This is a genomic window from Salmonella sp. SJTUF15570 (assembly GCF_043357055.1).
GTDB lineage: Bacteria > Pseudomonadota > Gammaproteobacteria > Enterobacterales > Enterobacteriaceae > Salmonella > Salmonella enterica.
The window spans coordinates 269,114-282,023 of sequence record NZ_JBEUKJ010000003.1; the positions used below are offsets into that span (position 1 = coordinate 269,114).

Annotated in this window: 13 protein-coding genes; 8 read left to right on the plus strand and 5 right to left on the minus strand. The window is 52.7% G+C overall.

Translation table 11 applies throughout. The features are described 5' to 3' along the window. Positions 1-106 precede the first annotated feature (106 nt). Complete coding sequence (msrA, locus tag ABVN44_RS07580) at positions 107-745, plus strand: peptide-methionine (S)-S-oxide reductase MsrA (RefSeq protein ID WP_000051467.1); 639 nt, start codon at positions 107-109, stop codon at positions 743-745. 182 nt (positions 746-927) lie between these two features. Next, positions 928-2,271 carry a hemolysin family protein gene (locus ABVN44_RS07585; protein ID WP_000934972.1) on the plus strand — a complete coding sequence of 448 codons (1,344 nt, stop codon included), beginning with the start codon at positions 928-930 and terminating at the stop codon, positions 2,269-2,271. Between the two features lie 84 nt (positions 2,272-2,355). On the opposite strand, the gene ABVN44_RS07590 is transcribed toward ABVN44_RS07585, so the two are convergent. Then, positions 2,356-2,562 (minus strand): DUF1107 domain-containing protein, encoded by a 207-nt coding sequence (locus tag ABVN44_RS07590; RefSeq protein WP_000689229.1) that lies wholly within the window; start codon positions 2,560-2,562, stop codon positions 2,356-2,358. A gap of 326 nt (positions 2,563-2,888) precedes the next feature. Between ABVN44_RS07590 and ABVN44_RS07595 the strand changes: the two genes are divergently transcribed. After that, entirely contained in the window at positions 2,889-3,446 is a 558-nt protein-coding gene (locus tag ABVN44_RS07595; RefSeq protein ID WP_000175300.1) for a YtfJ family protein, read from the plus strand. Here the strand turns inward: ABVN44_RS07595 and cysQ are convergent. After that, entirely contained in the window at positions 3,436-4,176 is a 741-nt protein-coding gene (cysQ, locus tag ABVN44_RS07600; protein WP_000893398.1) for a 3'(2'),5'-bisphosphate nucleotidase CysQ, read from the minus strand. The two genes, ABVN44_RS07595 and cysQ, sit on opposite strands and share 11 nt — an antisense overlap. Before the next feature lie 267 nt (positions 4,177-4,443). Here cysQ and ABVN44_RS07605 point away from each other — a divergent pair, with 267 nt between their 5' ends. Beyond that, the gene (locus ABVN44_RS07605) at positions 4,444-6,387 is read left to right on the plus strand and encodes a bifunctional 2',3'-cyclic-nucleotide 2'-phosphodiesterase/3'-nucleotidase (protein WP_023232264.1); all 1,944 of its coding nucleotides are present in this window, start codon (positions 4,444-4,446) and stop codon (positions 6,385-6,387) included. A 57-nt stretch (positions 6,388-6,444) separates the two neighbouring features. Here ABVN44_RS07605 and ABVN44_RS07610 read toward each other — a convergent pair whose 3' ends face one another. Continuing rightward, a complete protein-coding gene (locus tag ABVN44_RS07610) occupies positions 6,445-6,831 on the minus strand; it encodes a helix-turn-helix domain-containing protein (protein WP_001201297.1) in 387 nt (128 codons plus the stop codon). An 87-nt stretch (positions 6,832-6,918) separates the two neighbouring features. Between ABVN44_RS07610 and ABVN44_RS07615 the strand changes: the two genes are divergently transcribed. From ABVN44_RS07615 to ytfE, 3 genes are all read left to right on the plus strand, one after another. Then, positions 6,919-7,767: an SDR family oxidoreductase gene (locus ABVN44_RS07615; RefSeq protein WP_023232265.1), complete on the plus strand. Its 849-nt coding sequence runs from the start codon at positions 6,919-6,921 to the stop codon at positions 7,765-7,767. 80 nt (positions 7,768-7,847) lie between these two features. Beyond that, positions 7,848-8,813 (plus strand): DMT family transporter, encoded by a 966-nt coding sequence (locus ABVN44_RS07620; RefSeq protein WP_000623290.1) that lies wholly within the window; start codon positions 7,848-7,850, stop codon positions 8,811-8,813. A 102-nt stretch (positions 8,814-8,915) separates the two neighbouring features. Further along, positions 8,916-9,578 carry an iron-sulfur cluster repair protein YtfE gene (gene ytfE / locus ABVN44_RS07625; protein WP_000331471.1) on the plus strand — a complete coding sequence of 221 codons (663 nt, stop codon included), beginning with the start codon at positions 8,916-8,918 and terminating at the stop codon, positions 9,576-9,578. Between the two features lie 111 nt (positions 9,579-9,689). Here the strand turns inward: ytfE and cycA are convergent, their stop codons facing one another. Together cycA and fklB are read right to left on the minus strand one after the other, a co-directional pair. After that, positions 9,690-11,099, minus strand: coding sequence for a D-serine/D-alanine/glycine transporter (cycA, locus tag ABVN44_RS07630; protein ID WP_000228322.1), 1,410 nt, complete (start codon positions 11,097-11,099; stop codon positions 9,690-9,692). A 295-nt stretch (positions 11,100-11,394) separates the two neighbouring features. Further along, entirely contained in the window at positions 11,395-12,015 is a 621-nt protein-coding gene (gene fklB / locus ABVN44_RS07635; protein WP_000235161.1) for an FKBP-type peptidyl-prolyl cis-trans isomerase, read from the minus strand. A gap of 219 nt (positions 12,016-12,234) precedes the next feature. Between fklB and ABVN44_RS07640 the strand changes: the two genes are divergently transcribed. Then, the gene (locus ABVN44_RS07640) at positions 12,235-12,870 is read left to right on the plus strand and encodes an OapA family protein (protein ID WP_001119448.1); all 636 of its coding nucleotides are present in this window, start codon (positions 12,235-12,237) and stop codon (positions 12,868-12,870) included. The last annotated feature ends 40 nt before the right edge of the window (positions 12,871-12,910 follow it).

The window sequence follows — 12,910 nt, forward strand, 5'->3', positions numbered from 1 at the left end:
AAATATTTCTTATGGTTAAATCCAGATACATTAATGTTGTTATTGTGTGCAAAGATGCGTCTCGTTACAACCTTAACGCCAATTAACGCTTTCGGGAGAATAGCTCATGAGTTTATTTGATAAAAAACATCTGGTTACTCAAGCAGATGCGTTACCAGGACGCAACACCCCGATGCCGATCGCCACTCTGCATGCGGTAAATGAACACTCTATGACCAATGTCCCTGCCGGGATGGAGATCGCCTACTTCGCTATGGGCTGTTTCTGGGGCGTAGAACGTTTATTCTGGCAATTGCCCGGCGTATATAGCACCGCGGCAGGGTATGCAGGCGGTTACACGCCTAATCCAACCTACCGGGAAGTCTGCTCCGGGCAGACCGGTCATGCCGAAGCGGTACGGATAGTGTACGATCCTGCCGTTATCCGTTATGAGCAGCTTTTACAGACCTTCTGGGAAAATCACGATCCGACGCAGGGGATGCAACAGGGTAACGATCACGGTACGCAATACCGTTCTGCGATTTATCCCTTAACGCCGGAACAGAATGCCGCCGCTCACGCCAGTCGCGAGCGCTTTCAGTCGGCAATGGCCGCCGCCGGAGACCATCGCCCTATTACCACGGAAATCGCCCATGCGACGCCGTTTTACTACGCCGAGGATGAACACCAACAGTATCTGCACAAAAATCCATACGGTTACTGCGGGATTGGCGGGATCGGCGTTTGCCTGCCGCCTGACGCGTGACGACGCTGGCGTAGGGGGAACTTGTCGGAGTTGAAAATGAACCCTCTGGCGACTTTACAGTAGCTTACGCTATACTAGCCCTGAACTTATCGGCTCACTGCTACGAGCCGGTTTTCATTAAACGTTACCACACGGATTTATAAACTTCCCTTCCGAGGATCTGGCGTTTCGCCGGATAAGATATGTTAAACAGTATATTCATTATATTCTGCCTGATCGCTGTAAGTGCGTTCTTCTCCATCTCCGAGATCTCGCTTGCCGCATCACGTAAGATTAAACTTAAGTTATTAGCTGATGAAGGCAGTATCAACGCACAACGCGTATTGAAAATGCAGGAAAATCCCGGCATGTTTTTCACCGTTGTGCAAATTGGCCTGAACGCCGTCGCTATTCTTGGCGGTATCGTCGGCGATGCGGCATTTTCGCCCGCCTTTTCCGCCCTTTTCTCGCACTATATGTCGCCAGAACTCTCCGAGCAGCTGAGCTTTATTCTCTCTTTCTCGCTGGTGACGGGGCTGTTTATCCTGTTCGCGGATTTAACCCCGAAACGCATCGGTATGATTGCGCCAGAAGCTGTGGCTTTGCGTATCATCAACCCGATGCGCTTCTGCCTGTTCGTTTTTCGCCCGCTGGTGTGGCTGTTTAACGGCATGGCAAACAACATCTTCCGCCTGTTCAAAATTCCAATGGTGCGGAAAGACGACATTACTTCTGATGATATTTACGCAGTGGTGGAAGCCGGCGCGCTGGCGGGCGTCTTGCGCAAGCAAGAGCACGAACTGATTGAAAATGTGTTTGAACTTGAATCCCGCACCGTACCGTCTTCTATGACGTCGCGCGAAAGTATCATCTGGTTTGATCTGCACGAAGACGAACAAAGCCTGAAGAAAAAGGTCGCCGAACATCCGCACTCAAAATTTTTGGTGTGTAATGAAGATATCGACCACATCATCGGCTATGTAGACTCCAAAGATCTGCTGAATCGCGTGCTGGCGAACCAAAGTATGGCGCTGAATAGCGGCGTGCAAATTCGCAATACCTTGATTGTGCCGGATACGCTGACCCTTTCTGAGGCGCTGGAAAGTTTCAAAACGGCGGGCGAGGATTTCGCGGTCATTATGAATGAATACGCGCTGGTCGTCGGTATCATTACGCTGAACGATGTGATGACCACGCTAATGGGTGACCTGGTCGGCCAGGGACTGGAAGAGCAAATTGTGGCGCGCGATGAAAATTCCTGGCTGGTTGACGGCGGCACGCCGATTGACGACGTCATGCGCGTACTGGATATCGATGAGTTTCCGCAATCCGGCAACTATGAAACCATTGGCGGCTTTATGATGTTTATGCTGCGCAAGATCCCAAAACGTACTGATTCGGTGAAGTTTTCCGGCTACAAATTTGAAGTGGTGGATATCGACAACTACCGTATCGATCAGTTGCTGGTGACGCGTCTCGACAATAAAAGCAACGTACCGGCACCGAAACTGCCCGATGCAAAAGACAAAGAAGACAGCGCGGCCTGAAATCCGTTTGCCAGAAACATCAACGGCTCCTGATTCAGGAGCCGTTTTTTTTTACTTTTTTAACCTACTGCATAGCACTTTTGGTTACGCCATCTCAGTTTGCAGACGCATAACCTGACGGTTAACTTCAGACATCACAGACAAGTGCTGCTTGTCTCTCACTTTTGGGATAAGAATCTTACCCTTATCGAACTCAAAAGCGCCAACATCCTTGATATATAACCGTCCACGGAACAGGATCTTCACGTACTTCGCCACCTGTAGCGGGTTGTAGCGTTGGAAAATTTTCATTGTTGTCTCCTGCAGAGTATTACGCCCTTGCGGTGCCACAATCGGCCCAACAGTTTTAAGGCGCAAATTTTAATGCCATATGACTATAGACCATATCTACGTCGTTTCCAGTGTGCATAAGTATATTTACCTTTTGATTACAGTTATTCAGAATTATCTAAACATCAGCTCATTTTTCTCAGTATATGCCTTCATTTTTCACAGGAAGTGTGCGCCCGCCCGCAAACTGGCATCCCCTTTGCGGGAAAAAGCATCAATCGCACATATGATTAACTATCGGCCCAAAGTGGTCGGATCACCTGCAAAAAAATAAAGAAGGAATGACCATGACCCTACGTAAAATTCTGGCGATGTCGTGTCTGCTACTCCCCATAATGGCTTGTGCGCATAACCTTGAAGATAACCAACGGGTGCCGCCGGTAGGCATTGCCGACCGTGGCGAACTGACGTTGAATAAAGATGAGTTTAGTTATAAAAACTGGAATAGCGCGCAGCTGGCGGGAAAAGTGCGCGTCCTGCTGCACATTGCGGGTCGAACGTCAGCGAAGGAAAAAAACGCCACGCTGATTGAAGCGATTAAATCCGCCGGGCTTCCGCATGACAGATACCAGACGACCACAATTGTGAACACCGATGATGCAATCCCAGGCTCCGGTATGTTCGTGCGTAGCAGTATAGAAAGTAATAAAAAGCTCTACCCGTGGTCGCAATTTATTGTCGACAGCAATGGCGTGGCGCGTAACGCCTGGCAATTAAAAGAAGAGGGGTCCGCCGTCATCGTGCTTGACAAAGACGGTCGGGTTCAATGGGTGAAAGATGGCGCGTTAACCCAGCAAGAGGTACAGCAGGTGGTCGACCTGCTGCATAAGCTCCTCAGTAAATAGTCACCCGGAAGCCGGGGTTAAGGAACGATTCACGAGGGGTATAGTCCAGCGTTTTTCCCTGCCAGTCGTGAACGTGCGCCCCGGCTGCAACGGCAATGGCATGACCTGCGGCAGTGTCCCAGACGCTGGTCGGCCCAAATCTGGGGTAAAGCTGCGCCTGGCCTTCCGCCACAAGACAGAATTTCAGCGAGGAACCAATAGAGGTTGTCTGATGTTCGCCAAGCTGTTGGAGATATTCGGTGAGTTCATCATCCGTATGCGAACGGCTAATCACCACCAGCGGCGGGCGGGCATCCCGGACCTGAATCTGCTTACGCACCCCGCACTCCTCTTTCCAGGCCTTACCTTCCGCCGCGTAGTACATCACTTTCAGCACCGGCGCATAGACCACGCCCAACACCGGTTTGCCCTGCTCAATCAGCGCGATATTGACCGTGAATTCGCCATTGCGCTTGATGAACTCCTTGGTGCCGTCGAGCGGATCGACCAGCCAGTAACGCTGCCAGTGCTGGCGCACTTCCCAGGCGGGCGGATCCTCTTCTGAAAGCACCGGAATATCCGGCGTGAGCGTGCGTAACCCTTCGAGAATCACGGTATGTGCGGCGATATCCGCCGCAGTGACTGGAGAATCGTCCTGCTTGCGGGCGTACTCCATCGGTTTGGCTCCATCATAAACCTGCATAATGGCATCGCCCGCGTTCCGTGCAAGCTGGCATACTTGTTCTAACATTCTCCACCTCTTTATGACAGGGGCGTTAACTCGTTGTTTTACTTATACCCGATCGTTAAGGGTTCCGCCAACTGTGATACCGTCTGCGGTTTTGATAATACCTTTCATGGCATGATTCACCCTTCTGTGAACACTCGCAAAAAATCGGCCGGATGGGGCAGTTTCGCCTTCTTCTGGCGACGGTCGGAACGATATCGGGTTTCACTGTTTATCATCGCTATTTTTCACTATCCGGCTTTTCTATTGCGTTCTTAAAAGGTGCCTCTGATGATTAAGTTTAGTGCAACGCTTCTGGCTACGCTGATCGCCGCCAGCGTGAATGCGGCCACCGTCGATCTCCGTATCATGGAAACTACTGATTTACATAGCAACATGATGGATTTCGATTATTACAAGGATACCGCAACCGAAAAATTCGGATTGGTACGTACCGCAAGTTTGATTCATGCCGCCCGAAATGAAGTCAAAAACAGCGTGCTGGTGGATAACGGCGACCTGATTCAGGGGAGCCCTCTGGGCGATTATATGGCGGCAAAAGGGCTCAAAGACGGTGACGTTCACCCGGTCTATAAAGCGCTCAACACTCTGGATTACGCGGTTGGAAACCTCGGCAACCATGAGTTTAATTATGGTCTGGACTATCTGCATAACGCGCTGGCTGGCGCGAAATTCCCTTATGTTAACGCCAATATTATCGACGTTAAAACCCAAAAGCCGCTCTTTACGCCTTATCTGATTAAAGAGACGAACGTTATTGATAAAGACGGCAACCCGCAAACCCTGAAAATTGGCTATATCGGCTTTGTTCCGCCGCAAATCATGATTTGGGATAAAGCGAATCTGAGCGGCAAAGTTACCGTCAATGACATTACGGAAACCGCCCGGAAATATGTGCCCGAAATGCGCAAGAAAGGCGCTGATATCGTGGTAGTCATTGCTCACTCAGGCCTTTCTGCCGATCCGTACCACAGCATGGCGGAAAACTCGGTTTATTACCTCAGCGAAGTTCCCGGCGTCGACGCGATTATGTTTGGCCACGCCCATGCTGTCTTCCCCGGTAAAGATTTTGCCGACATCAAAGGCGCGGATATCGCCAAAGGTACGCTTAACGGCATTCCTGCGGTAATGCCTGGCATGTGGGGCGACCATCTGGGAGTGGTCGATCTGGTGCTCAATAACGACAGCGGTAAATGGCAGGTTGCGCAGGCGAAAGCGGAAGCGCGGCCTATCTATGACGCCGCCGCTAAAAAGTCGCTGGCGGCGGAAGACAGTAAGCTGGTCGATATTCTGAAAGCCGATCACGATGCCACCCGCGAGTTTGTCAGCAAGCCCATCGGTAAATCCGCCGATAACATGTACAGTTATCTTGCTCTGGTGCAGGACGATCCTACCGTACAGGTGGTGAATAACGCGCAAAAAGCGTATGTGGAACACTTTATTCAGGGCGATCCGGATCTGGCGAAACTGCCGGTGCTGTCCGCCGCCGCGCCGTTTAAAGTTGGCGGGCGTAAGAACGATCCTGCCAGTTTTGTCGAAGTGGAAAAAGGCCAGTTGACCTTCCGTAACGCCGCCGATCTTTATCTCTATCCGAATACGCTGGTGGTGGTGAAAGCCAGCGGCAAAGAGGTAAAAGAGTGGCTGGAATGTTCTGCCGGACAGTTTAATCAGATTGATATTCACAGCAACAAACCGCAATCGTTGATCAATTGGGATGGCTTTCGCACCTATAATTTCGATGTCATTGACGGCGTGAATTATCAAATCGATGTGTCACAGCCCGCCCGCTATGATGGCGAATGCCAGATGGTGAATCCGCAGGCGGAACGTATTAAAAACCTGACCTTTAACGGTAAGCCTGTCGACCCGAACGCTACGTTCCTGGTCGCCACGAATAACTATCGCGCTTACGGCGGCAAGTTTGCCGGCACGGGCGACAGCCATATCGCCTTTGCGTCTCCGGATGAAAATCGCGCCGTGCTGGCGGCATGGATTGGCGCAGAGTCAAAACGCGCGGGCGAAATCCATCCGGCGGCGGATAATAACTGGCGTCTGGCGCCAATCCACAGCGATACGGCGCTGGATATCCGCTTTGAAACATCGCCAGGCGATAAAGCCGCTGCCTTCATTAAAGCGAAAGGACAGTATCCGATGAAGAAGGTTGCCGTCGATGATATCGGTTTTGCCATTTATCAGGTGGATTTGAGCAAGTAACGTGAGTCCCGTATGGCGCTGCGTTTATTCGGCCTGACTGGCAGGCCGAATAAAGCGCTAGCCGCCATCTGATAAACGCTCCCGCTGCGCCAATACCTGCGGCAAATTCAGTTCTATCCAGTCCGCCAGCGCGGCGACTTTATCACTCACCTGCTCGCCAAGCGGCGTCAGGCTGTACTCCACATGCGGCGGAACAACTGGATATGACACCCGGTTAAGAAATCCGTCCTGTTCAAGCGCCTGTAACGACTGCGCCAGCATCTTTTCACTCACGCCTCCCATCTTGCGGCGCAGGTCGCTAAAACGGTGTGTACCGTCGCGTAACGCGACCAGAATCAGTACGCCCCAGCGACTGGTGACATGTTTTAACACCTCACGGGACGGGCATTGTTCAGCAAAGAGATTGCCTTCACGCAACTGCCGGGAAAGAGTATGAGCGCGCATTGATACTTACCTTTTTGTACGTACTTACTAAAAGTAAGTTTAGGTGGTAGCGTAATAAAACACAAGACCAACACTGAGGAGTTCACCATGATTGCTATCACTGGCGCAACAGGCCAACTGGGCCAACACGTTATTGAAAACCTGCTAAAAACGACGCCCGCCAGCCACCTCGTCGCGATCGTCCGTAACCCGAAAAAAGCCGCCCCGCTCAGTCAACGCGGGATTGCCGTTCGCCAGGCGGATTACGCTAACGAAGCCGCGCTGACCACCGCCTTACAGGGCGTTGATAAACTGCTGCTTATATCATCCAGCGAAGTGGGACAACGCACCGCGCAGCACCGCAACGTCATTCAGGCCGCCATTGCCGCGAAGGTGAAATTCATCGCCTATACCAGCCTGCTACATGCAGATAAATCGCCGCTGGCGCTCGCCGATGAACATATTGAAACGGAAAAAATGCTGGCTGAGTCAGGTATTCCTCACACGCTATTACGTAACGGCTGGTATACGGAAAACTACCTGGCGAGCGTCCCTGCCGCGCTGAAACATGGCGTCTTTATTGGCGCGGCGGGAGAAGGGAAAATCTCCTCCGCAATGCGCGCTGACTATGCCGCCGCCGCCACGCGCGTCATCCGTGAAGAGGGTCACGCCGGGAATGTCTACGAGCTGGCGGGTGATGGCGCCTGGACATTAAGCCAGTTGGCGGATGAACTTACTCATCAGAGCGGAAAAAAAATCGTCTACCAGAACCTGAGCGAAGTCGATTTTGCCGCCGCGCTAAAAGGCGCAGGCCTGCCTGACGGACTGGCGGATATGTTGGCCAATTCTGACGCTGGCGCGGCGAAAGGCGGCTTGTTTGATGACAGCCATACGCTGCGTAAACTCATCGGTCGCCCGACGACGACGCTCACAGAAAGCCTTCGCTCCGTACTGTAAGTGTTAAAATTTAGTTAATTTATGTGGCATCCTCATAGACCTTCTCTGATAATGACGGAACGGTTTATGAGGAGAATCTGATGATTAGCGGCGTGCTATACGCCCTGCTGGCAGGGCTAATGTGGGGATTGATTTTCGTCGGCCCGTTAATCGTGCCGGATTACCCGGCCCTCTTACAGTCAATGGGACGCTATCTGGCGCTGGGGCTGATTGCCCTGCCGATTGCCTGGCTAGGCCGCACGCGGTTACGCCAGTTGACGCGCAAAGACTGGTCCACCGCCCTGTCGCTGACCCTGATGGGCAATGTAATCTATTACGCCTGCCTCGCCAGCGCCATTCAGCGAACCGGCGCGCCGGTGTCGACGATGATCATCGGGACATTGCCGGTCGTCATTCCGCTTTTCGCTAACGTTCTCTATAGCCAACGAGACGGCAGATTATCCTGGCGGCGTTTAGCGCCCGCGCTGGCGCTTATCGGTTTTGGCCTGCTGTGCGTCAATATTGCTGAACTTAGTCAGGGATTATCCGATGTTAGCGGCTGGCGCTATGGTTCAGGCATTGTGCTGGCGCTGATTTCCGTAGCGTGCTGGGCATGGTATGCGCTGCGCAACGCCCGCTGGCTGCGGGAAAATCCCGACAAACATCCCATGATGTGGGCAACGGCGCAGGCGCTGGTTACGCTGCCGGTCTCGTTAATCGGCTATGCGGCGGTCTGTCTGTGGCTGAGTATCCAGAAACCGTTGTTTACCCTGCCCTTTGGCCCGCATCCCGCGCTGTTTATCGGTCTGATGATCGCCATCGCAGTGCTGTGTTCCTGGGTGGGCGCGCTGTGCTGGAATATCGCCAGCCAAAAATTGCCAACCGTTATTTTAGGGCCGCTGATTGTTTTTGAAACGTTGGCGGGACTGCTCTATACCTTCATTCTGCGCCAGGAAATCCCGCCATTCCTGACGTTAAGCGGCATTGCGCTCCTGGTGGCGGGCGTGGTCATTGCCGTGAGAGCGAAACCGGAAAAAGCGACCGTCGTTCCGGTCACGGAACGCTAATTTCATACTCGCTTAAATTATACGCACCCCGAAAGAGTTATAGCCTTGCCTTAAAGATGCATTTAAAATACAACTTATATTATTGCAAATGAGGTAACGGCTATGGCTTATCGCGATCAACCTTTAGGCGAACTGGCGCTCTCTATTCCCCGCGCATCGGCGCTGTTTCGCCAGTACGATATGGATTACTGCTGCGGCGGAAAACAGACGCTGGCGCGCGCCGCCGCGCGTCACGACGTCGATATTGACATCATTGAAGCGCAACTGGCGCAGTTGGCTGAACAGCCCATCGAAAAAGACTGGCGCGCCGTTCCGCTGGCAGACATTATTGACCATATCGTGGTGCGCTATCATGACCGACACCGCGAACAACTGCCGGAGCTTATCCTGCAGGCAACCAAAGTGGAACGCGTCCACGCGGATAAGCCAAACGTCCCACGCGGCCTGACAAAATATCTCACCGCGCTGCATGAAGAGCTTTCCAGCCATATGATGAAAGAAGAACAGATCCTGTTCCCCATGATCAAACAGGGTATGGGTCGCCAGGCAACGGGCCCGATAAGCGTAATGGAAAGCGAGCATGACGAGGCGGGAGAGCTGGTAGACGTCATCAAACACGTCACCCAAAATGTAACGCCGCCGCCAGAAGCCTGCACCACCTGGAAAGCGATGTATAACGGCATTAATGAGATGATTGATGATCTGATGGAGCACATCAGCCTGGAGAATAACGTGCTGTTCCCACGCGCGCTGGCCGGGGAATAATCGCCAGCCGGGCATTTTGCCGGATGGCGGCTGTAAACGGCGCCTTATCCGGCCTCCAAATCAACGCTACGCTGTAAGCCCGGTAAGCGCCAGCGCCACCGGGCAAAACAATTAACGCATTCCCGCCATCCGTTTCTTACCTATCAACAGCCAGCCCAGACCCAACGCGATAAACCACAGCGGCGTCACGATCAGCGCCTGGCGCGTATCGTCTTCCAGCGTCAGTAATACCAGCACGAACGCAAAGAACGCCATACAGACCCAGCACATCAGCTTACCGAGCGGCATCTTATAGATGGATTTTTCATGCAGGTGGGGACGCTTTTTGCGGTACACCAGGTATGAACACAGAATGATGGTCCAGACAAACATAAACAGGATAGCCGAAACCGTAGTGATCATGGTGAATGCGCCAATCACGCTCGGGTTGACCATCAGCATAACCACCCCGCCCAGCAGGCAGATACAGGAGAAGGTCAGGCCTTTCGCCGGTACCGCGCGTTTCGATAGCTTAGCGAACGCTTTTGGCGCCACGCCTTCTTGCGCCAGGCCAAACAGCATACGGCTGGTCGAGAAGACGCCGCTGTTGGCGGAAGACGCCGCCGAGGTCAGCACAACAAAGTTGATCACGCTCGCGGCGGCAGGCAGACCCACCAGTACAAACAGCTCAACGAACGGGCTCTTATCCGGCACCACGGAACTCCACGGCGTCACCGACATAATGACAATCAGCGCAAAGACGTAGAACATGATGATACGGATCGGTATTGAGTTAATCGCGCGCGGCAGCGATTTTTCCGGATCTTTAGTTTCTGCGGCGGTAGTACCGACCAGCTCAATGCCCACGAAGGCGAATACCGCAATCTGGAAACCGGCAAAGAACCCGCTAATACCTTTCGGGAACCAGCCGCCGTCATTCCACAGATGCGCGAAAGACGCTTCAACGCCTGTCGGCGATTTAAAGTGCATCGCAATCATCACCAGCCCGACCACAATCAACGCCACAATGGCGACGATTTTGACCATAGCAAACCAAAATTCCATTTCACCAAACATTTTAACGGTGGCGAGGTTGAGGCTTAGCAGCAGGATCACTACCGCCAGCGAGGCGACCCAATCGGAAAGGCCGGGAAACCAGAACTGCGCGTAGGCGGTAATCGCCACCACGTCAGCCATACCGGTCACCACCCAGCAAAACCAGTACGTCCAGCCGGTGAAATATCCCGCCCAGGGGCCAAGCAGGTCGGAAGCAAAATCGCTAAACGATTTATATTCCAGATTCGAGAGCAGCAATTCCCCCATGGCGCGCATCACGAAAAAAAGCATAAAACCGATGATCATATATACAAAAATGATCGACGGTCCGGCGAGACTGATCGTTTTACCCGATCCCATAAACAGACCGGTACCAATAGCGCCGCCAATAGCGATAAGCTGTATATGACGGTTTGTAAGATTGCGCCGTAGCGACTGTTCAGCCGGAGCCTGTTCGTCGGCTGCGACTTTTACCTGATCTACCATGTTTTTCTTCCTGTACCTGTCTGTGTTGTGCGGGCTCTACGGCCTTTGGTCTATGATACGACGATCCTGTTATCAGGACTCATCGATATTAGGTAAGAATCGGCGGGATGAATACTAAGATTCAAATACAATGTTAATTTTATGTTTAAAATGAGTGTTATATCACTTTGATAATGCGAATTAGCTCACAAAAATACACGTAACGACGCCATTTGCAAAATAAAATATTGGCATCTGCTGAAGTCAGGGTTGCCGGATAAGGCGTTTACGCCATCATCCGGCAAACCCGGGGCGCTTAGAGAATTTCCAGCAGTTCCACTTCAAACACCAGGGTGCTGAATGGCGGAATAGATGCCCCGGCCCCACGCTCGCCATAGGCCAGCTCCTGTGGGATAGTCAGTTCCCATTTGGAACCTACCGGCATCAGAGTCAGCGCTTCAATCCAGCCGGCGATCACGCCATTTACCGGGAATTCAGCCGGCTCGCCGCGCGCGACGGAGCTGTCAAATACGGTGCCATCAATAAGCTTACCGGTGTAATGTACGCGTACGCGGTCGGTACGCGCCGGAATCGCGCCTTCGCCCTGCGTCAGAACGCGGAACTGTAAACCAGATTCAGTACTGTTCACACCGTCTTTTTCGCGGTTTTCTTCCAGGTATTTCACGCCTTCGGCCGCCATCGCTTTGAAACGCTCACGACGCACCGCGTCCGCACGCTCATGAATTTCACGCAGCGCACGATGCACCACATCAACAGGAACCGCCGGGTGTTTACCTTCCAGCGCATCAGCAATGCCTGCAACCAGCGCTTCAGGCAACAGCCCTTCAAGACCGGATTCGCTGAGCTGCTGCCCTACCTGCAAACCAATGCCGTAGCTCGCTTGCGCTTCAATAGTGTCAAAAGTCGGGGTGGCCATTATTTTTCCTTCATCGGATATCAAAAAAGTAGCGGGCAGCATAACAGCCACGCTTCTTCTGGTAAAACTTTGTCTCAGGGAGGATGACAAATCGCAGGGAAAAAGAAACAATAGATTATCCGTATTGATGTCACGAAAGCGGATAGCACTACCAGTATCATAGCGTTAGCCATCTATACTCTATGATTAAGGAACGAGATGCGGAGCAGGAGGTAAACCATGCCCGGGCGCTTTGAATTAAAACCAACCCTGGCGAAAATCTGGCACGCGCCGGATAATTTTCGCATCATGGAGCCGCTGCCGCCTATGCATCGTCGTGGCATTATCATTGCCGCTATCGTGCTGGTGATCGGTTTCCTGCTGCCCGCCAGCGAGACCAGCGACTCACCTGTCGTCACGCGGGAAGCGCAATTGGATCTGCAATCGCAATCACAGCCGCCGACGGAGGCCCAGCTTCAGGCGCAGCTGGTCGCGCCGCAAAACGATCCGGATCAGGTGGCGCCCGTTGCGCCGGAACCTATCCAGGAAGGCCAGCCGGAAGAACAAAACCAGCCGCAGACGCAGCCTTTCCAGCAGGATAGCGGCATCGGTCAACAGTGGCGCTCGTACCGGGTAGAGTCTGGTAAAACTCTGGCGCAACTGTTCCGTGACCACGGGCTGCCCCCGACAGACGTTTATGCAATGGCGCAGGTAGAAGGCGCTGGCAAACCGCTGAGTAATCTCAAAAATGGTCAAATGATTAAAATTCGCCAGAATGCCAGCGGGGTGGTGACAGGTTTAACGATAGATGGCGATAACGGTCAACAGGTGCTGTTTACGCGTCAGCCTGACGGCAGTTTTATTCGCGCACAGTAACGCCGGCTACGCCTTATCCCGCCTGTACCCTATTCGTTCA